Origin of the sequence: Vibrio sp. SBT000027, assembly GCF_963894355.1 — a bacterium.
GTDB lineage: Bacteria > Pseudomonadota > Gammaproteobacteria > Enterobacterales > Vibrionaceae > Vibrio > Vibrio splendidus.
This window is the reverse complement of record NZ_CAWQGD010000004.1, coordinates 3,169,896-3,189,554: the sequence shown is the minus strand read 5'-3', so window position 1 is coordinate 3,189,554 and position 19,659 is coordinate 3,169,896. Positions and strand designations below refer to the sequence as shown.

Genomic DNA, 19,659 nt, shown 5'->3' with positions numbered 1-19,659 from the left:
ATCGCCCATCGTTATTGCTATAACGCTGTTGCACTGTGAGTCAGCACAACAGGCATAGCCCAACTTACCGCAATCAGCTCAGGAGAGAGTTAGGTCTGAGTATCAAGCAACACGTTGGTTAGATTATATATCGACCAAGCCAGCGATAAATTTAGCGATTATTTTTGGGCGAAGCTAACCAGTTCACTGCAAAAGGCATCCGCTTCAGTCATAAATGGCGCATGTGAAGACTGCGTAAAGATGTATTGCTCGGTATGAGGTAAGGCTTTGTCCAAATCTTTTGCAACCTTGATTGGCACAAGCCCATCTAATCGACCGTATAAACGCAGCATAGGCACAGAGATCTGCGGCAGTTGTTCACGCAGATCGACATCAGACAGCATCTTTAAGCCAGCCAATAATGAGTCAGGGTTCGGCAACGGGCGAGACAGCACCGCTTGCTTGAGTTGTTTTACATCTTGCCTTGCTGAAGGGCTACCCATGGCTTGCAATGCCATAAAACGTTCGATGGTGGTTTGAAAATCTTCAACCAACTGTTCGGTGAATGCGCTTAATACGTTTGGCTGAATGCCTCGCCATAATACGGGTTCTTTTGCGGCTGCGAATTTAGGGGAGCTAGCGACAGTCACCAGTTTGCTCACGTAATCGGAATGATGGAGAGCCATGTGCGTCGCGACCAAACCACCGAGTGACCAACCCACCCAAATCGCTTGCTTGGGCGCGTCGACCAATAGTTGCTGAGCAATCTCTTCAAGATCTTGAGCGTGGCAATGCACGCTGTGTCCATACCCAGGAAGGTCAACAACATGCACTCGGAAGTCAGCTTCTAAAGCAGTAACCGTTTGCTGCCATACCGCACCATTCATACCCCAACCGTGAACCAGAACTAAATCAGGCCCTTGCCCAGAAACATGCCAATACAACGCGTCACTCATTCTCACTATTCCCTACTTTTTTCATCGGCGATTATCTGTGCTTTTCAGTATGGTGAGTAAAAGGAACACCATAACCCAAAAGCATCACGAGCTATGTTATCTGATTGGCTACAAAAACACACACCACGTCTGGTCACACCTCAATGCCATCTGTGCAAGCTAGATAAGTCGCACAGTGATGCTCACCCTCGATGGTGTGATTCTTGTCTTAATATCTTCGAACCAGTGCCGCGCTGCCAGCGGTGTGGTTTAAAAACACTGCTCACAGTAGAGCAGTGCGGACAGTGCTTATCTCAACCTCCACCTTGGCATCGTCTCTATTGCGTTGGGGATTACACCTTTCCAACAGCACGTTACATTCAACAAATGAAGTACGCCGATAAGTTTTGGTTTGCACGCGATCTGTCAAAGTTATTAGCTTCACGTATCGAGCACCCTGCTCCGCTGATCACCAGCGTACCTCTGCATTGGCGTCGATATATTCATCGTGGCTTTAATCAAAGTCAGCTGCTCGCTAATTACACAGCTCAAGAACTTGGCGTTAAAGATGAGGTGCTGTTCCGTCGAATTCGCTCAACCGCTTCTCAGCAAGGGCTAACTAAATCCGCACGCTTACACAATCTAAAGAGTGCTTTTACGCTTCGAAAACAAGACTTTCAAGGAACTGTCCCTTCTCACGTCGCGATAATTGATGATGTTGTAACCACCGGCAGTACTGTGTATCAATTATGCCAATTACTACTTGAAGTAGACGTGAAAAGGATTGATATTTACTGCATCTGCCGCACTCCTGAGCCCTCTGGATAAAAGCTGTGAATCGCTACTTGTACAGCAATCCAACAAAAAAGGGCTGAATTACAAATCTGACAGGAGTAGAATGGCGCTAATAACCTACAAATTTACTCAGGTATTCGTCGTGTCAAATATTACTATTACAGAAACAGCTCAAACTCACTTTGCCAATCTGCTGTCACAGCAGCCTGAAGGTACAAACATTCGTGTGTTCGTGGTAAACCCAGGCACACAAAACGCTGAGTGTGGTGTTTCTTACTGCCCAACAGATGCTATCGAAGCGTCTGACACTAAGCTTTCTTTCGACGCTTTCTCGGCATACGTTGATGAGCTAAGCCTACCATTCCTAGACGAAGCTGAGATTGACTTCGTAACTGACAAAATGGGCTCTCAACTCACACTAAAAGCGCCAAACGCTAAAATGCGTAAAGTATCAGATGACGCTACTCTGATAGAGCGTGTTGAGTATGCAATCCAAACACAAGTGAACCCACAGCTTGCTGGCCACGGCGGTCACGTTAGCCTAGTAGAGATCACTGAAGAAGGTGCAGCTATCGTTGCATTCGGCGGCGGTTGTAACGGTTGTTCTATGGTTGACGTAACGCTTAAAGAAGGCATCGAGAAAGAACTTCTTCAACAATTCGAAGGTGAATTGACGGCCGTTCGTGATGCAACTGAGCACGATCGCGGTGAGCACTCTTACTACTAATCATTTTACGACTCAGCACTTTACGACTAGGTACCTCATGGTTAGCTACTTCACGACCAAGTACCTTACAACTAAGTGCTCCTACGACTAAGCACTCATGCAGTCTTAGCCGGTAGAAAGTTAAAGATTCAATCGAAAGGTTGATGCGCAAGCATCAACCTTTTTTTGTGTTTAAAACAGCAAAGCACTTTCGAACCGTCTATTTCTCGTTCAATGCCCATAATGACGGGCGCGTTACCATTTGGAGTAAGGTATTCAAGTGATCGCAATCGGTTCCTGATCCAATAATTCTAGGATATGAAAGCTCGGATCTAGGAACTCAACTCTATTTCCCCTATATTAGAATGACTTTATAAGAAAGAATTCCAATGAGCTAAGGAGCGAGCGCAATGACAAAAAGGACCAAGCCAGAAATTTTGGGTCAACAAACTGTCGCTCAATCAAAACTATTCTCTATCGAGTCTCTCGATTTACGCTTTTCAAACGGTGTAGAGCGTACCTACGAACGCATGAAGCCCAGCGGCCGCAACGCAGTAATGATGGTTCCGATTACTGAACAAGGCGATATTCTGTTGGTGCGTGAATACGCAGCAGGCACAGAGCGCTATGAACTCGGCTTCCCAAAAGGGCTAATTGATCCAGGTGAGCAGCCTAATCAAGCCGCCGTTCGTGAATTAAAAGAAGAGATTGGCTTTGGTGCCAACAAGCTTACTCCCCTAAAAGAAGTGATCCTTGCACCCTCTTATTTCTCTAGCAAAATGACGCTGTTTATCGCAGAAAAACTCTATCCAGAGAAACTAGAAGGTGACGAACCAGAGCCACTCGACATTGTGCGCTGGCCACTTGCTCAAGCCGAAGAACTGTTAACGCATCTCGACTTCTGTGAGGCTCGCAGTATTACAGCCCTACTATTAGCCCTTCGTGTATTAAACAATAATTAGAACATTCAGGCTCGCTCGAAGAGTAAGAGAATATTTATGCCAATAACAAAAGATTTGTCTCACCTCCTACCCTCTATCATTGAGATTGCTCGCTCTGCAGGCCAACTCATCTTAGAGATTTACGAGAAAAAGGATTACGAAGAGTTCACTAAGAGTGATGACACTCCAGTAACCAGTGCCGATCTTGCAGCACATAAGCTGATATTAAAAAAACTCAGTGAATTGACGCCTGATATTCCCGTATTATCCGAAGAAGACGCCGACATCAGCCTAGAGCAACGATCTCAATGGGATCGCTACTGGTTAGTTGACCCGCTCGATGGCACGCAAGAGTTCATCGCACGAAGTGGCGACTTTGCAACAATCATCGCCCTAATTGAGCATAACAAGCCAGTAATGGGCGTCGTGTACGCGCCTGTTTCAGGTGTGAGCTATTACGCTTACAGTGGCAAAGGCGCTTGGAAGATCCCAGACCTAAATGACAGTGTAAAAATCAAAACGCATCGTCACGAGCTGCCAAACCAATCGATCGCGATGGCAATCAGCCGTCGCCAAGACATCAATCGCATCACTAACCGTATGAGCTCTGCTTGGAACTATGATTTGGTTCCTTTAGGCTCTGCTGCGCTGAAGGCATGCTTGGTTGCCGAAGGCGCTGTCGATTGTTATCTACGTATTGGACCAACCGGAGAGTGGGATACCGCGGCAACCCAGTGCATTGTTGAAGAAGCCGGAGGCCGAATCCTGAGTACTCAATTAGAGCCACTCTCGTACAATGAAAGAGAGACGCTTGAGAACCCGAACTTCATTGTTCTTGGTGATGCAGATTTGCCGTGGGCAGAGATCTTACAAGGCAAAGACTAGGCGAGTTCGCTCCCTTTAACCGTCAGATACCCTCTAGATTCTCAGAACAAACAAAACGGGCACCTCAGTGAGGTGCCCGTTTTTTATAGTTCGCGATTTGATCGCCTAATTTACTAACCAACAGATACTAGCTCTGAAGTAGATACCGGGCTAAAAACGACCTTGATAAGTAAACTGGTATTTACCTTGGCTATCAGGATTGCCCAACCACTTAAGCTGACTCTGCATCGCAGGCGGGAATTCAGCGCCCGGCTTAAACCATGCCGCCGAGGTGTAGCTTTGATTCGGCGTTACGCTCGCCGAGAACTCACTGTCCACTTGCTCGCTCTTCTGAGCGCCTTTGGCTGCAATTGTGTTGTCTTCACAGGTAATATCCGCAATCACAGGGCCAAGGTCTAACGAGCCAACAGGAGAGTCGACCGCTGCACCAGACCAAGCAAGCGTACCTTCGCCCGATTGGCACCAAGGCTGAGCATGAACCGCATGTTTGATCGTCAGTTCAACTTGTCCTGCAATAGACACAGGCACTGGGATAGCTGGCGCATATTTCATCACGTTGCTGGCTGGCATTGATGCCACTAAGTTTTCCGCGTAAGCACCACTCATGCTATATCCGACACGTCCTTTACCTGATAAGTTCATGTCGCTGTTGCGGCCAAAGCGAACCGCAAGTTCTGCTTTGGCTTGGAATAGTTTAGAGAACTGGAAGTCCCACTGCACTGAGCCGTAATTGACACGCTGCCACGCAATATTGTTAGCGCGACCTTGCCAAACTGTGCCCTCAACGCCTTCAATGCTTAAACCACGCACAACGGGTGCATGCTTGAGAGCAAAAGCGGCAGGCAAATGCAGCAACAAGCTGACCGAGAAGAAGACGATAAAAATGACGCTGAATAACAGGCCATATTTGAAAGATAAACCGCGTTTCACATTAACCTCGTTTAAACTGTAGTCGGTTGATCTCAATAACCCCAGGGCTATCAGAGCGATCAATATCCATAAACTCAACCTCAACACCCTGCTTTTCTTTCAGGTATGTCAGCCAGTCAACGAACTTATTAAATGGCACAGGCTTAATCCAAACTTGCAGCATCTCACCGCGTGGTTGCACGCGTATCAGCTCGATGTTAAAACGGCGCATAGAAGCAGGCACAGATTGGTTCAAAGGCTGACTGGCACTGATGCCGCCGCTGCCTCGTAGTTCAACCACTTGATTGGCTTTGTCGGTTACCCAAGCAAGAAGTTGCTTCTCACTTTGAATGCGGCTTTGTGCAAGCTCGGCTCGTTGGCTAAGTGGTTGTATTAATCCCCAATAGACAACGCCCAGTATCAATAAAATAGAACAACCAATGACTAATCGTTGTTCCCGCTGACTTATTGAAGTCCACCACGCTTGGAGTGGTTCAATCATATTTCTCATCACTGATCTCCTTACGCAGGTTATTGATGGGGTTTAAGAGTAAAACTGCCAAATACGGCATCGCCATTACGGTTCAATGGCCCTTGCTCAACGACAAACTTCTCTTCGAGCTTCACCCTTGCGGTCTCAAAGTGTTGGAAGTCAGAACTTTTCGCCTGCAGTCGAACCTCAGAGCGGTTGCCATCGTAGCGAATGCTTTCAACTTCGATCGTCTTTACTTGCCCTAAGGTTTCAGGCAGCAAAGCTAACCAACCAAGTAAGGAATCACCTTCGCCTGAACCACCGTATTTCTTGGCTTCGTCGTTCATCTGACGCTTGAGGTAGCTTATTGTCGGAATTCGTTGTTTACCTGGCAGCACAGCTCTAAAGATACGCTCACTCTCCATGCGGTAGGCTTGTGCTTGCGCTTCGTATTGCTGAACCTTCAACACTTGCTGAGTCACAATCACGGCCACCAGCAAACAAGCAGCAATCGCCACGTTCTGCCAAACACGCCAATATTTACTGAATGAAGATTTGGTTTTAAAGGTGCCAGTCAGTAAATTTACGCCGCTTGCGAGCGCTTGCTGACTCAATAAAGACATCACCAATTCCGCAGGCTTTGCTTGCCACTCGAGACCGCTTTGCTGTTGAACGTCGTCGCTCGGCATCGCGGTATAGCTGAAGATAGTCGTCGCTTGCTCTTCCTCACCAGCAGCAACCCAATCACTTTGCAAAAACATCGGTAACCATGCTTCGCTGATTGATACGGCTTGATAGTTACCTTGACGTAATAACCAATGTTGGTCGATCTGTAATGCACTGATGCCTTGATCTTCCAAAGGCACGGCTAGTGTATCTGGTAGCACCTTGCGGAAGATTATATTGGCTTCGCGAAACAGGTCTAAAGCTTGTTTTAACCATTCACGATCCACACCACACACGGTAGCGTGAGTGGCATCTTTATCTAAAATAGTCAGGTGTAAGTCTTCGATATCTTGTGCGACTTCGTCTTCTAATAAGAACGGCAGCATAGAATCAAACTGGCGAGCAGCACCTTTCGGGATCTCAACACGCTTAATTAAGCATTCACTTCCCGGCAATAAAGCGATGCAGCTGCGCTTTTCAGCGTAAGGCGTTAACTCGTCAAGCTGTTCCCAGCTAGACAGTTCACCGCTTGCTATCACTTCTTGTTGGCTTGTCGACCAAACTAACCACTGCACAGGGCTCTGTGGTTCGCTACTCAGTCGAACGGTCAGAAACTCGCTCACTGATTCCTCCAAAACGACGGCGTACTACCGTCACTGTTTCTCGATTACTACTATAGAAAAGCGTCCGTATACGTACACGTGACTGCTCAACTAATACCTCTGCATCTAGCTCAAAATAGGCGCTATCTACAGTTAAATATGCTTTCGCTTTTTTACTGACTTCGGCACTCACACCAACAATGGCAGGTTCAGCCATGAAAGCATCCACCGTATCCCAGCCATCAAATGGGCGTTTGTCTATCAGCTGTTTGGCATCCGATTCACTTAAGCCGGGCGCAAACATCGCTTCCAATAACGGCGCTTGCTTTTCCGTGAGAGTATTCACATTCAAGCGGAAATCATCGGTTGGCAGAGCGCAAACAAATGGGCGAACCTTATTCATCACTTCACCAGTGACCTGATAAACCGCTCGTAGCTCCGATTCATCGGCCATTAAGCCATTCGCCGCCAAATAAGAGGGCTTCATCGCTTCATACGTGCTGTCTTCTACGCCAGACGAAGAGGTGGTTCGTGTATCCGCATCAACAAATTCCCACGTTGAATTTGCGATAACCTCAGCCTGATAAGGCTCAACGTCTTGGTTTTCCAATAAGGTTTGCCAAACCGTGATTAAATAAGGAGTCTGGTTACTTGAAGTGGTCGCCACTCCGGCTAAGGCATTAAGATTAAAACATGCCTGAGCATCAACAATGCGGCCTTTAACTTGGCCATAATCCAATGGGTATACCTGCTCTTCTAACGCCCATGGTTGGCTTAGGTTCACGGTATCACTGTCTTTGTAACTTTGCCTAATACCGTCTTGCACCAACGCTTCTACACCAATGCTGTACCAGTAAGCCTGTTGGTAATTCAGTTGGTTACCAACACGCTTGAATTGCGTAAACAAACGCTCGGACATGCTGCCAGCAATGGTTGCCATGATCGCCAATAGCATCAAAATAATGATCAGCGCGACACCACGCTGCTTGCGCCCTAGAACAGGTATGCTCGCTGCACGCTTGTTAGTTCGATGAGTCATTATTCCCCTCATTACTACCTGAAGAGTCACTGTTTGAAGAATCATCGGCCTGATCTAGAGTGCCACCGGGAGTGAGATAAACACGCTCTATCTCACCATAGTCTTTTAGTGTCAGCTTAAGCCTCACTGCTTTCGGCAGTGATTTATCGGTTTGCCACTCTTTCCCCCAGCGGCTTCCGTCATAAAACTCGAATTCCAAGCTTTCAACATCATCAAGCAGAGGGGTAATCACACCTTCTTGGCCTGCAGGGGTATCGGGATAACGCCACCATACACGCTCAAGTGTTTCTTCTTTAATGCGGTAGCCAACCTTCGTGACTTCACCGCGAGGAAACTGCTGTTGTGGGTTGTGCCAACCTAGGCGAGTAAACATGATGCCTACACTGTCAGAATCCAATAAATACTCTTTCATTAAGATCAGCTTAGATGATGCTTCTTCACCGTTGGTACGAAATTTTCGCACCGCCATCTGGCGAAAATCATTATCTAAAATGACTAAACTGCGTTGCAGTTGGTTCAAACGAGCACTGCGCTCAATAGAGATCTCGTTGCTTCGCTGCACCTGATTAACCACCTGATAAGCCGCCATGCTTAACGTGGCAAAGATAGCGATCGAGACCAAAACTTCAATTAGGGTAAAGCCTCTCCCTTTGGAAGATAGACCTTGTTTACGCGGCGTACGCTTATTTTCCGACATGCTCTTACTTAGCGACACGCTCTTAGTTAGCGAGCTGTTCTTAATTGACCACATGCTCTTAATTGACCACATAACTGCGCACCGTAACGACTGGAGACGCTTTCTTACTGGTTGCCGCACTCACATCAAACGCCTTTAATAAATTATCGCTGGTATCGATGGGAGTCACCTTCCAGAACCATTCTCTTCCCGCTAACTCTTGCGTGCCCTGCGCTTTTTTAAGCTTCTCAGGATGCAGCATCACTAAGGCCATTTGATTATCAACGACCATCGCCGCGAAGGTTTTTTCTTCGAGATAACTGAGCGTATTGATGTGCTGGGTGACAGCACGAATCACACTGATCGCCGCCGTAGCGAAGATAGCCAGCGCAACCAATACTTCAAGCAGAGTCATTCCTCGAGAACCAAGAGGCATACCGCGAGAACGATAAGGAGAACGGTTATTCTTCTTCATCTTCTTCTCCCGGCTCGAGTAATCGAATCACACCATTATCCAATACTCGAATGCGCCAACTATCTTGTATTGTGTCACCGGTATTTGGGTAAAACGACAGTACAAATGGCGTCATTTCAGCACTCGACAAGATGTAGATCTGTGGTGGCTTGGGCTTCTTTTCCTCTTCCAGATCCGCAAACATGTCTTCATCAAATAAGCTTCCCGGATTAAAAAGACGATCATCGTCTTCCCACGCGCCACCACCTAATGTCAGCGATAGTGCCAGTTCTTCCGGTAATTCAGTTGAAGAAGGGATTTTTTCGAACTCCGTTTCTTGCCAGCCATCAGACTTCAAAGTCATCAGAACGTAAGTCGATTTTTTTTCATCAACACGAACACCAAAATCTAAGCCACTCAAAATAGCCTCTTCATTGAGTAGCTGAATTCGCTGATAAAAGCTTTGAGCGTATTTTTTGGCGACATCTTTGCTATTGGTAGGGATGGTCGAGATCACCGCGACCGCCGATACTGACAGTAATACCAACACCAAAAGAATCTCAATCAAGGTGAAACCTGGCTGTGTTTGCTTAGTTTTCACCTTGTAGACTCCATTTTTTGCGTACTACCATCAATAACGTATCAAGCGACAATGACGTATCAAGCAACAATAACGAATCAAACAACAGGAACGTATCAACCGACAACAAGCCGAAGCTTATTGGAAGTCCTGCATGTTCCAGTTGCCAATATCCGCAGCAATACCTTCACCACCTTCTTGACCATCTGCGCCAAGAGTAAAGATATCAATTGTGCCGTTATCACCAGGACTTAGGTATTGGTACTCATTGCCCCATGGGTCGTTAGGTAGACGCTTGATGTAACCGCCGTCTCGGTAGTTACGAGGCTCTGGGCTGCTTGGCTTTGTCACCAACCCGTCAAGGCCTTGATCCGTTGTTGGGTAAACGCTGTTATCCAGTTTGTACATGTCGAGCGCGTTCTCTAGCGCCACGATATCAGTGATGGCTTTTTGTTGGTCAGCCTTCTCTTTGTTGCCCAACAGGTTAGGTACAACAAAACTTGCTAGAACACCAAGGATAACGACAACAACCATGACTTCTAATAGGGTAAAGCCTGATTGTTTTTTCATTCTGTTTTTCATTATTTTCTCCAAATTACAGATAGCGAGTTAAGGGGAATGATGTCCTTCTTCTCGATAATCCAAAAACTAACGTCTGATGAGCAGCAGGTTAACCACTCATTAAATTGTTCATTTCAAGCATTGGCATCAGCGTCGCCATCACGATAAACAGCACTAAGCCAGCCATCAACGCAATAAGCGCTGGGGTAAAAATGCCTAGCGCGATATTAACCGTCGATTCAAAGCTTTGATCCTGGTTATCTGCCGCTCTTGTCAGCATCTGTTCCAATTGGCCACTCTGCTCACCACTGGCGATCATATGCAGCATCATCGGTGGGAAGAGCTTGGTTTGATCCAACGCTTTACGCAGGCTCGCACCTTCTCTAACGCTGTCTGATGCCTGTAATACTTGCTGTTTCACATGGTGATTCGACATAACATCAACCGCGACTTTCATCCCTTCAAGGATAGGAATCGCACTAGAGGTACAGATAGAGAGTGTTCGTGCAAAACGAGAGGTATTGATCCCTTTCGCTATCTTGCCGATCAGCGGGATACTCAATAGTTTGCGATCCCAACTCATACGAACGCCCGGCTTTTTCAGCGCAGTCTTAACCAACACAATCACACCAATGGTCAACACCAGTAATTGGATGCCCCAATTCTGGATAAATTCACTCGATGCTAATAAAAATTGTGTCGACTGAGGAAGCTCTTGTCCCATTTGGATAATAGGTTCAACGATCTTAGGCACTACCGTTGCCAGTAGGAACGACACAATCGTCACCGCAAACACCACCAGCACGATGGGGTAGATCATCGCTTGCAACAACTTAGAACGCATCTTCTGACGGTTTTCTGCGTAATCAGCCAATCGTTCTAATACCGCATCGAGGTGCCCTGACTTTTCCCCAGCAGCAACCATGGCTCTGAATAGCTCATCGAAGATATGGGGATAATCAGACAAGCTGTCTGCTAACGAATAACCTTCAGTCACCTTAGATCTCACCGCGAGTAGCATGGTGCGAATACGAGGTTTTTCAGACTGTTCGGCAACGGCTTTCAAGCACTCTTCCAACGGCATACCAGATTGAACGAGCGTGGATATTTGACGAGTAATAAGCGCAAGATCAGGCGTACTGATGCCGCGTTTAAAGCTGGTCGATGGCTGAGCACCTTTTGCTGTTTTTGCTTTAGCCTCGGTCATCTCAACCGGCATCAAGCCAAGCTCTTTGATTCTTTGGCGAGCCTGACGAGCATTATCTGCTTCAATTGAGCCTTTTTTACTTTTGCCTTTGGCATCCAGTGCTTTGTATTCAAATGCCGCCATACTAGACTTCCTTGGTCACGCGCATCACTTCTTCTAGGGAAGTTACCCCTTTCAGAACTTTGCTCAAGCCATCATCTCGAATACTTGGTGTTGTGCCACGAATTGCTTTATCAATCGCCTGCTCACCCGCTTCACTGTGAATCAGCTCTTGTACTGAGTCATCAATCATCAGCAGCTCATGAATACCAGTACGACCTCGATAACCCTTATGGCCACACTCTTCACAACCTTTGGCATGGTAAAGCGTCAGGCTTTCTTTCTTCTTCAACCCAAACAGTTTCTTCTGCTCTTTATCGGCTTCATAAGGTTCTTTACATTCGTTACATAAAGTACGAACCAAGCGCTGAGCCAAAACACCCAGCAGTGAAGAAGAGATCAAGAAAGGTTCAATGCCCATATCACGGAGACGTGTAATCGCACCGACGGCAGTATTGGTATGCAGAGTCGACATAACTAGGTGACCTGTCAAAGAGGCCTGGACAGCGATCTCTGCGGTTTCCAAGTCACGGATCTCACCAATCATAACCACATCAGGATCTTGACGAAGAATGGCACGTAAACCACGCGCAAAGGTCATATCAACCTTAGGGTTCACTTGTGTTTGACCAATGCCATCGATATCGAATTCGATCGGGTCTTCAACGGTTAAAATGTTTCGTTCATTGCTGTTGAGTTCTTGCAGGCCTGCGTACAAGGTCGTCGATTTACCTGAACCTGTCGGGCCGGTCACCAAGATAATGCCGTGTGGGCGCTGAATCAGCTTACGGAAGTTTTCATGGTTTTCTGCTGTCATACCTAAACTGTGCAAGTCTAGACGAGTGGCGTTTTTGTCCAACAGACGCATTACCACACGCTCACCGTGCGAAGAAGGCATGGTTGAAACACGAACATCAACCGCTCGGCCACCGATACGCAGAGAGATACGGCCATCTTGTGGCACGCGTTTTTCTGCAATATCCAGTTTAGCCATAACCTTGACACGTGAAACCAATAGCGGAGCCAGTTTACGGCTTGGCGCTAGAACATCACGCAGCACACCATCAACTCGGAAACGGATACAAAGTGACTTTTCAAAGGTTTCGATGTGTATATCCGAAGCACCCTCTTTGATCGCCTCACCCAGCATCGCATTGATTAACTTGATGATTGGTGCATCATCTTCTGATTCAAGTAAGTCTTCGTCTTGAGGCAGTTCTTCCGCTAGTGAGAAGAAGTCATCACTATCAGCACCAATGTCTTCCATGAGCTGACGAGCTTCTGACGAGTCACGCTGATAAGCATCGGTCAGTTTTTTATCAAACTCATCGAGAGTAATCGCTTGTGGCGTGAAACCATTTTTCACAACACGACTCACTTCAATGATCGCCGCCGATTTCAGTGGCTCAACATAATAAAGTATCGGTGCGCGCTCTGGATGTTGGTATTCCAACACCATCTTGTAGCGATTCGCAAAGCTAAACGGCAAGCGCTGATAAGTACGTGCCGCCCCTACCAATTCAGCCATTATTCTTGTTCCATTTGATCGATGAAGGCTTGAATTTCAGCCGGGTGATTCATGTCGGCACCAAATTTAGGCAATACCGGGATGTTATCGTCTGCCATTAACTTCAGTCCTTGCTCAGCCTTGTACAACTGCTCAGCACGGATGAAGTTGTATTTACGCTGAGTGATACCATCGGCTGTCATACCATCACGAATAATGGTTGGTTTGATGAAGACCATTAGGTTCTTTTTCTCAACCTGAGTACTGGTTGATTTGAACAAGTGTCCTAGAACAGGGATATCACCCAAGAACGGCACCTTAGATTCACTTTCCAGTGCTCGCTCGTCAATCAAACCACCCAACACCAGCATTTGACCGTCTTGAACAATCACTGACGTATTTAACTGACGCTTAGCAAAACGAACATCAACCGCGCCGTTTGCACCTAATACGTTCGATACTTCTTGTTCTATTTGCAGTTGAACCGAATCACCTTCATTGATTTGCGGCACCACTTTTAGCTTGATACCCACTTCTTTACGTTCAACTGTTTGGAATGGGTTGTCGTTACTTGAACCTGCGGTCGAGCCAGTTAAAACAGGCACCTCTTCGCCCACAATGAACGACGCTTCGCCGTTATCCATCACGGTGATACTTGGAGAAGATAGGATATTTGAATTTGAATCGGTCGCTACTGCACTGATCAAGGCAGTCCAGTCACCCATAACGACGCTCATTGCTGCGCCGTTCACGCCAGAAAGTGCAGAGGCTAACGTTGAATAGTCACCTTCTTCCGTCGTGGTTTCATTTCGAACAAATTTGCCATTTTCATCGTAAACTGCGGTCGTCGTTTCACTGTCTTTCGCTTCTTCTAGGCCAACCATCACACCACCAATGGAAGCGCCAGTGTTGCTGTACTGAATCATGGCACCCGTTTCAAGGTTACCCCACTGCACACCAAGGTTAACGCCGTCACCTTCGGCCATTTCGACAATCAGTGCTTCAATCAATACTTGAGCACGACGAATATCCAGCTGTGCGATCACATCTTGAAGCGCATTCATGATGTCCGGCTGTGCGGTAATCACTAAAGAGTTGGTGTCACTGTGAGCTGAGATCATCACTTGGTTACGCTGCGATGAACTTCCTTTGGTTGATGTCTGCTTCTCTGATTGTAGGTTGTCCGACACGCCTTTCAGCACATCAACTAGATCTTCTGCTTTTGCATATTTAAGGTAAATAACTTGGTTATTGCCCTTGGTTGCCATTTCAACATCAAGCTGTTCAATCAGCCTTCTTAAACGGCTACGTACTTTAGGGTCGCCTGAGATAAGAATCGCATTGGTACGTTCATCGGCAACTAATTTAGGTTGTAGAAATGCAGGTGTGTTTTTCGCATCAGTGGTTTTGCTTAACGCATCAACGATACGTACCATTTCTGCCGCAGAAGCATTCTTTAGCTCAACGACTTCAATCTCTTTATCACCCGCTTGGTCAACACGCTTGATGATTTCAGCTAAACGGTTTACTACCGCCGCTCGGCCTGTAATAAGGATGATGTTGGCTGGGTCGTAGTGCACAACGTTACCCGCGCCTGCATTGTCGTTTAGTTGACGAAGCAGAGGAGAAAGTTCACGCACCGAGACATTACGAACCGTCACAACACGTGTCACCACATTGTCGCCTTTGATCGTGTCACTGTCTCCAACGACTGGAATTGCCGATGTTTTCGAATCCTTGGCCTTGATGATCTTAAGAACACCTGAGTCCATTTCGACAACCGCGTAGCCATACACTTCCAATACGTTTAGGAAGAAGCTGTAATATTGCTCTTCATTGAGTACGTCGTAGCTGCGTACATCGATTTTTCCGCGCACCGAAGGGTCAACGATGATCGTCTTCTCTAGGTTACGACCAACAATATTAATAAACTCTTGAATATCAGTGCCTTTAAAGCTGGCACTAAAATCACTCGCGATGGCTGCGGGTGTGCAGATTAAGCTTCCTGCCAATAACCATGCACTTTTCTTAAACCAATGCTTCACGTACTTCTCCTACACTTTCGTCCTTCGTTAGACGCAAAGTTTTAAAATTCAATAAACACTTCATGTTGTTGACCATCTCTCTCGACGACGAGGTTTAGCTCTGTCAGCTCTGAGATAGAACGGAATATGTTGCCCATAGCAGCAGGGTCTGTCAGGTCTTGTCCATTTAACTGAGTGGCAATATCTCCGTTTTGGAGCCCAACAGAGTTAAAAAGTTCTGAATCTTTGCCAGGGCTCACACGATAACCAATCACTTTATCGTCGCGTTTCACCTGAGACAGTCGAACATATTGGAAGATTTGTTGAGGATCTTTCATTATCTTCGCTTTAATTTCATCTAGCTTCTCTTCTGCAGAAGCTGGGTTGTTGCCACGCACAGAAGAAGAGGTACGAGGTGGCGCAGGTGCTGATACAGACAAACGCTTGTACTCAATACCTTCAAGCATCAGGGTTTCGTCTCGCCCAGAGTTATCGATGATCACACGATCGACTAATACGGCCTTGAGCTTAGCTCTAGTGCCTTCAATCTCTTCGTTAATTCCGTAGGTCGCTTGTGTGCCGCGATTGGCAATCACAGCCAAGCTCAGTTTTGGATTAGAACTGGCTACTGCACCCACTAAAACGAGGTTCAGTCGCGTCTTTGGCGCATCTTGGATAACTTGCTGCTCAACCACAGCAGGCGTGGTTGGGTTATAAGCACCAAACATATTGCTCTGCTGTAAAGAAGAGATATCAAGAGTCGATTGAGGAGCAGAAGACGAGGAAGCCGTTGCTGCCCATGGCACGACGGTTTGCTCAGCAGGTTCAATAAACCATGCAAGCTGTCCTAAAATCCATGCGGAAGCTGCGATCAACACACAACAAAGAACAAGGCTCAGTTTCTGCTGGAGTAAAAATCCATTCTCTAAAAATCGGCTCAGCACCGGAGAGTTATCCATGCGAAGTTTGAGCTCTAAAAAGTTCACGTTCCCTAACCCTTTCTATAACGAATAAAGCTGTAACCTACTAAACTATCAGCTTTTTTGTTCATACATTCTGTTCCAGCTTATTAAAAGCATAAGATCCTGAACTATATCATAGCAAATCTATAAATCGGCATTACCTGAGCTATTTTGTAATCTTCCTTGAAAAAAAAGCCAATCGCCTCCACATAAGCTTCTACTAAATGTGATAAGCGTCATCAAATAAAATAAGTTGCATACTGTGAATAACAGTTAAACCGCATTCATTTCTAACTGAAAAGGCACTGTCCTATATGAAAACGACTAATGAAGCTGTCAGACTCGATAAATGGCTGTGGGCAGCACGCTTTTATAAAACTCGTTCAATTGCTCGCAACATGGTCGATGGTGGCAAAGTCCACTATAATGGTCAGCGCAGCAAACCCAGCAAAATCGTAGAACTTGGGGCAGTGGTTACCCTGCGCCAAGGGAATGAAGAAAAGACGGTCACCATAGAGAAAATATCCGCACACCGTGGCGGGGCACCAGTCGCTCAAACCCTCTATGAAGAAACTACCGAAAGCTTGGCAAAAAGAGAAGAGTTTGCACAACAACGCAAGCTAAATGCTCATAGCCCAGCACCAGAACGTCGCCCAGATAAAAAGCAACGTCGTGACATCATCAAGTTCAAGACTCAATAAGCTAGAAGGAATAGCCAAATGGCAGACCCAATGTCTACAAGTAATGTTTTAAATCGCTACCTATTTGAAGACCTATCAGTACGTGGTGAATTGGTACAGATGGACGAAGCGTACCAACAGATTATTTCTAGCAAGGAATACCCAGCGCCAGTACAAAAGCTGTTGGGTGAGCTACTGGTTTCAACGACGCTACTAACGGCGACGCTAAAGTTTGAAGGTTCTATCACGATGCAACTGCAAGGTGATGGCCCAGTATCTCTCGCTGTTATTAATGGCGATAACGATCAGAAGATTCGTGGGGTTGCGCGCTTTGACGGTGATATTGCTGACGACGCTGGCCTGCACGACCTTATAGGTAAAGGCCACCTAGTGATCACTATCGATCCTAAAAAAGGTGAGCGTTACCAAGGCATCGTTGGTCTTGAAGGCGAAACACTTGCTGACGTTCTTGAAGGTTACTTTGCTAACTCAGAACAGCTTAAGACTCGTCTGTGGCTACGTACGGGTGAACATGAAGGCAAGGCACACGCTGCGGGTATGTTGCTGCAGGTTATGCCAGACGGCACTGGTTCGCCAGATGACTTCGAGCACCTAGAGCAGTTAACTGACACGGTTAAAAACGAAGAACTATTCTCTCTAGAAGCGAATGATTTGTTGTACCGCCTATATAACCAAGAGAAGGTTCAGGTATTTACCCCTCAACCTGTCGAGTTCTTCTGTGGTTGTTCTCGTGAACGCAGTGGTGCCGCTATCATTACCGTTGCTCAAGAGGAGATCTACGACATCCTGAGTACGGAAGGTAGTGTTGCGCTTCACTGTGATTACTGTGGCACAAACTACTCGTTCGATAAGGGCGACGTTGATGCACTGTACGCAGAAGCAGCAGATAAAGGCGACAATACGGTTCATTAATTTACAGCGTACCAAAAACACGTAATTTACCCCAAAAAGGTCAGCACTAAGCTGGCCTTTTTTGTGATCAAAATAGCGCAAAGCCCGTAACATCTCGTAATAAAATCACCGCTTAATTTTAATCAATTAATAATGTTCTCGCCCCTAGCGCAAAGGTTTGCGTACAGGATAGACTAGTCGGGCCAATATGTGACGAGACGCTTAAAACCTCACGGTTAATATGGATATTTTTTGAGCTGTATCCCTGTTTCCCCCGAGCCTCGTTGCTAGCATGGTGAGCAGATAACAATAAAAAATTAATACAAAATCCCTACAAAATATCCTACAAGGAGCACCTATGACCGTTATGGAACATACTAAGGCTGCACAAATTGATCTAACTAAGCACGGACTGACTGGCGTTACTGAAGTTCTTCGTAATCCTAGCTACGAGCAGTTATTCGTTGAAGAAACACTGCCAGGTTTGGAAGGCTACGAAAAAGGCGTAGTAACGGAACTAGGCTCTGTTGCGGTTGACACTGGTATCTTTACTGGCCGCTCACCAAAAGATAAGTACATTGTTAAAGATGACACTACGCGCGATACCATGTGGTGGTCAGATCAAGGCAAAAATGACAACAAACCGATTACAACTGAAGTATGGAGTGAGCTGGAAGAGCTTGTGACAACTCAGCTATCTGGCAAGCGCCTGTTTGTCATCGACGGTTATTGTGGTGCTAACCCAGATACGCGTTTAAGTGTGCGTATTATCACTGAAGTAGCGTGGCAAGCGCACTTCGTTAAGAACATGTTCATTCGTCCAACTGACGAAGAGCTAGCAACGTTCGAACCTGATTTCGTGGTAATGAACGGTGCTAAAACAACGAACCCTAACTGGGAAAAGCAGGGTCTAAACTCTGAAAACTTCGTTGCTTTCAACCTAACAGAGCGCGTTCAAATCATCGGTGGTACTTGGTACGGCGGTGAGATGAAGAAAGGCATGTTTGCAATGATGAACTACCTGCTTCCTCTGCAAGGCATTGCTTCAATGCACTGTAGTGCAAACGTTGGCGAAGAAGGCGACGTAGCTGTATTCTTCGGCCTATCAGGTACCGGTAAAACAACCCTATCAACCGATCCTAAGCGTGAGCTAATCGGTGATGATGAGCACGGTTGGGATGATGATGGTATCTTCAACTTCGAAGGTGGTTGTTACGCGAAGACTATTCGTCTATCTAAAGAAGCAGAACCAGAAATCTACAATGCAATCCGTCGTGATGCACTGCTAGAAAACGTAACGGTTCGTGGTGATGGTTCTATCGATTTCGATGACGGTTCAAAAACAGAGAACACTCGTGTTTCTTACCCGATTCACCACATCGACAACATTGTTAAGCCAGTATCAAAAGCCGGTCACGCTCAAAAAGTTATCTTCCTAACAGCGGATGCGTTTGGTGTGCTACCACCAGTATCTAAGCTGACTCCGGAGCAAACTAAGTACCACTTCCTATCTGGCTTCACAGCTAAGCTAGCAGGTACAGAGCGCGGTATTACTGAACCAACACCAACGTTCTCTGCGGCATTTGGTGCGGCATTCTTAACTCTTCACCCAACTCAGTACGCTGAAGTGCTTGTGAAGCGTATGGAAGCGGCTGGCGCTGAAGCTTACCTAGTGAACACAGGTTGGAATGGCACAGGCAAACGTATCTCAATCCAAGATACTCGCGGCATCATCGACGCTATCCTAGATGGCTCAATCGACCAAGCTGAAACTAAGGTTATCCCTATGTTTAACCTAGAAGTACCGCTAGCGTTGCACGATGTTGACCCAGCGATTCTTGACCCACGTGATACTTACACTGACCCACTACAATGGGAAAGCAAAGCGAAAGATCTAGCAGAGCGCTTCATCAACAACTTTGATAAGTACACAGACAATGCTGAAGGTAAGTCACTGGTTGCGGCAGGTCCTCAACTAGACTAACCCAACATCTGCTCGGGCTTAGCCAAAAGCGAACGCCCAATTTAAAATGATATTTTTGTAGCAAGCCCCTCTTTTGAGGGGCTT

Annotated in this window: 20 protein-coding genes; 7 read left to right on the top strand and 13 right to left on the bottom strand. The window is 46.5% G+C overall.

Going from position 1 to position 19,659, the window contains the following annotated elements; all coding sequences use genetic code 11:
* Positions 1 to 158: 158 nt before the first annotated feature.
* A complete protein-coding gene (bioH, locus tag AACU28_RS24045; protein WP_121603674.1) occupies positions 159 to 935 on the bottom strand; it encodes a pimeloyl-ACP methyl ester esterase BioH in 777 nt (258 codons plus the stop codon).
* A 93-nt stretch (positions 936 to 1,028) separates the two neighbouring features.
* Between bioH and AACU28_RS24040 the strand changes: the two genes are divergently transcribed.
* From AACU28_RS24040 to cysQ, 4 genes are all read left to right on the top strand, one after another.
* A complete protein-coding gene (locus tag AACU28_RS24040) occupies positions 1,029 to 1,742 on the top strand; it encodes a ComF family protein (protein WP_183091207.1) in 714 nt (237 codons plus the stop codon).
* A gap of 109 nt (positions 1,743 to 1,851) precedes the next feature.
* A complete protein-coding gene (gene nfuA / locus AACU28_RS24035) occupies positions 1,852 to 2,436 on the top strand; it encodes a Fe-S biogenesis protein NfuA (RefSeq protein WP_004735612.1) in 585 nt (194 codons plus the stop codon).
* Positions 2,437 to 2,825: 389 nt separating this feature from the next.
* Entirely contained in the window at positions 2,826 to 3,377 is a 552-nt protein-coding gene (nudE, locus tag AACU28_RS24030; RefSeq protein WP_121603673.1) for an ADP compounds hydrolase NudE, read from the top strand.
* A gap of 36 nt (positions 3,378 to 3,413) precedes the next feature.
* Positions 3,414 to 4,241, top strand: a complete 828-nt coding sequence (cysQ, locus tag AACU28_RS24025; RefSeq protein WP_004735610.1) for a 3'(2'),5'-bisphosphate nucleotidase CysQ — start codon at positions 3,414 to 3,416, stop codon at positions 4,239 to 4,241.
* Between the two features lie 150 nt (positions 4,242 to 4,391).
* On the opposite strand, the gene AACU28_RS24020 is transcribed toward cysQ, so the two are convergent.
* The 12 genes from AACU28_RS24020 to gspC form a co-directional block, all read right to left on the bottom strand.
* Complete coding sequence (locus AACU28_RS24020) at positions 4,392 to 5,171, bottom strand: type II secretion system protein N (RefSeq protein ID WP_102568471.1); 780 nt, start codon at positions 5,169 to 5,171, stop codon at positions 4,392 to 4,394.
* A 1-nt stretch (position 5,172) separates the two neighbouring features.
* Positions 5,173 to 5,661, bottom strand: coding sequence for a type II secretion system protein M (locus AACU28_RS24015; RefSeq protein WP_017081685.1), 489 nt, complete (start codon positions 5,659 to 5,661; stop codon positions 5,173 to 5,175).
* A gap of 20 nt (positions 5,662 to 5,681) precedes the next feature.
* On the bottom strand, positions 5,682 to 6,911 hold the full coding sequence (gspL, locus tag AACU28_RS24010; RefSeq protein WP_121603672.1) for a type II secretion system protein GspL: 1,230 nt from the start codon (positions 6,909 to 6,911) through the stop codon (positions 5,682 to 5,684).
* Positions 6,880 to 7,929 (bottom strand): type II secretion system minor pseudopilin GspK, encoded by a 1,050-nt coding sequence (gene gspK / locus AACU28_RS24005; protein ID WP_102572021.1) that lies wholly within the window; start codon positions 7,927 to 7,929, stop codon positions 6,880 to 6,882. Before gspK ends, gspL begins: the two co-directional genes overlap by 32 nt.
* The gene (gene gspJ, locus AACU28_RS24000; protein WP_121603671.1) at positions 7,913 to 8,698 is read right to left on the bottom strand and encodes a type II secretion system minor pseudopilin GspJ; all 786 of its coding nucleotides are present in this window, start codon (positions 8,696 to 8,698) and stop codon (positions 7,913 to 7,915) included. The genes gspK and gspJ overlap by 17 nt, the downstream gene beginning before the upstream one ends.
* Positions 8,685 to 9,080, bottom strand: coding sequence for a type II secretion system minor pseudopilin GspI (gene gspI, locus AACU28_RS23995; RefSeq protein WP_065607315.1), 396 nt, complete (start codon positions 9,078 to 9,080; stop codon positions 8,685 to 8,687). The genes gspJ and gspI overlap by 14 nt, the downstream gene beginning before the upstream one ends.
* Positions 9,067 to 9,660, bottom strand: coding sequence for a type II secretion system minor pseudopilin GspH (gene gspH, locus AACU28_RS23990; protein WP_121603670.1), 594 nt, complete (start codon positions 9,658 to 9,660; stop codon positions 9,067 to 9,069). Before gspH ends, gspI begins: the two co-directional genes overlap by 14 nt.
* 117 nt (positions 9,661 to 9,777) lie before the next feature.
* Positions 9,778 to 10,221: a type II secretion system major pseudopilin GspG gene (gene gspG, locus AACU28_RS23985; RefSeq protein ID WP_102511559.1), complete on the bottom strand. Its 444-nt coding sequence runs from the start codon at positions 10,219 to 10,221 to the stop codon at positions 9,778 to 9,780.
* Between the two features lie 88 nt (positions 10,222 to 10,309).
* Positions 10,310 to 11,530, bottom strand: coding sequence for a type II secretion system inner membrane protein GspF (gene gspF, locus AACU28_RS23980; RefSeq protein ID WP_004735600.1), 1,221 nt, complete (start codon positions 11,528 to 11,530; stop codon positions 10,310 to 10,312).
* A gap of 1 nt (position 11,531) precedes the next feature.
* The gene (gene gspE / locus AACU28_RS23975) at positions 11,532 to 13,034 is read right to left on the bottom strand and encodes a type II secretion system ATPase GspE (RefSeq protein WP_004735599.1); all 1,503 of its coding nucleotides are present in this window, start codon (positions 13,032 to 13,034) and stop codon (positions 11,532 to 11,534) included.
* The gene (gene gspD / locus AACU28_RS23970) at positions 13,034 to 15,058 is read right to left on the bottom strand and encodes a type II secretion system secretin GspD (protein ID WP_102487742.1); all 2,025 of its coding nucleotides are present in this window, start codon (positions 15,056 to 15,058) and stop codon (positions 13,034 to 13,036) included. The genes gspE and gspD overlap by 1 nt, the downstream gene beginning before the upstream one ends.
* Before the next feature lie 41 nt (positions 15,059 to 15,099).
* Positions 15,100 to 15,996, bottom strand: a complete 897-nt coding sequence (gene gspC, locus AACU28_RS23965) for a type II secretion system protein GspC (protein ID WP_102454244.1) — start codon at positions 15,994 to 15,996, stop codon at positions 15,100 to 15,102.
* A gap of 317 nt (positions 15,997 to 16,313) precedes the next feature.
* On the opposite strand from gspC, the gene hslR reads away from it, so the two are divergent.
* The 3 genes from hslR to pckA all read left to right on the top strand — a co-directional run bounded on the left by hslR (position 16,314) and on the right by pckA (position 19,575).
* Positions 16,314 to 16,700: a ribosome-associated heat shock protein Hsp15 gene (hslR, locus tag AACU28_RS23960; protein ID WP_017090220.1), complete on the top strand. Its 387-nt coding sequence runs from the start codon at positions 16,314 to 16,316 to the stop codon at positions 16,698 to 16,700.
* Positions 16,701 to 16,718: 18 nt separating this feature from the next.
* Positions 16,719 to 17,612, top strand: a complete 894-nt coding sequence (gene hslO, locus AACU28_RS23955; RefSeq protein WP_102454243.1) for an Hsp33 family molecular chaperone HslO — start codon at positions 16,719 to 16,721, stop codon at positions 17,610 to 17,612.
* Positions 17,613 to 17,949: 337 nt separating this feature from the next.
* Entirely contained in the window at positions 17,950 to 19,575 is a 1,626-nt protein-coding gene (gene pckA, locus AACU28_RS23950; RefSeq protein ID WP_121603669.1) for a phosphoenolpyruvate carboxykinase (ATP), read from the top strand.
* Positions 19,576 to 19,659 lie beyond the last annotated feature (84 nt).

Coding starts and splice junctions, on each gene's coding strand:
- pckA (WP_121603669.1), top strand. CDS start 17,950: ATGACCGTTATGGAACATACTAAGGCTGCACAAATTGATCTAACTAAG.
- gspJ (WP_121603671.1), bottom strand. CDS start 8,698: ATGTGGTCAATTAAGAGCATGTGGTCAATTAAGAACAGCTCGCTAACT.
- bioH (WP_121603674.1), bottom strand. CDS start 935: ATGAGTGACGCGTTGTATTGGCATGTTTCTGGGCAAGGGCCTGATTTA.
- gspF (WP_004735600.1), bottom strand. CDS start 11,530: ATGGCGGCATTTGAATACAAAGCACTGGATGCCAAAGGCAAAAGTAAA.
- gspE (WP_004735599.1), bottom strand. CDS start 13,034: ATGGCTGAATTGGTAGGGGCGGCACGTACTTATCAGCGCTTGCCGTTT.
- AACU28_RS24040 (WP_183091207.1), top strand. CDS start 1,029: ATGTTATCTGATTGGCTACAAAAACACACACCACGTCTGGTCACACCT.
- gspI (WP_065607315.1), bottom strand. CDS start 9,080: ATGAAGAAGAATAACCGTTCTCCTTATCGTTCTCGCGGTATGCCTCTT.
- AACU28_RS24015 (WP_017081685.1), bottom strand. CDS start 5,661: ATGAGAAATATGATTGAACCACTCCAAGCGTGGTGGACTTCAATAAGT.
- gspG (WP_102511559.1), bottom strand. CDS start 10,221: ATGAAAAACAGAATGAAAAAACAATCAGGCTTTACCCTATTAGAAGTC.
- hslO (WP_102454243.1), top strand. CDS start 16,719: ATGGCAGACCCAATGTCTACAAGTAATGTTTTAAATCGCTACCTATTT.
- gspC (WP_102454244.1), bottom strand. CDS start 15,996: ATGGATAACTCTCCGGTGCTGAGCCGATTTTTAGAGAATGGATTTTTA.
- hslR (WP_017090220.1), top strand. CDS start 16,314: ATGAAAACGACTAATGAAGCTGTCAGACTCGATAAATGGCTGTGGGCA.
- nudE (WP_121603673.1), top strand. CDS start 2,826: ATGACAAAAAGGACCAAGCCAGAAATTTTGGGTCAACAAACTGTCGCT.
- gspK (WP_102572021.1), bottom strand. CDS start 7,929: ATGACTCATCGAACTAACAAGCGTGCAGCGAGCATACCTGTTCTAGGG.
- cysQ (WP_004735610.1), top strand. CDS start 3,414: ATGCCAATAACAAAAGATTTGTCTCACCTCCTACCCTCTATCATTGAG.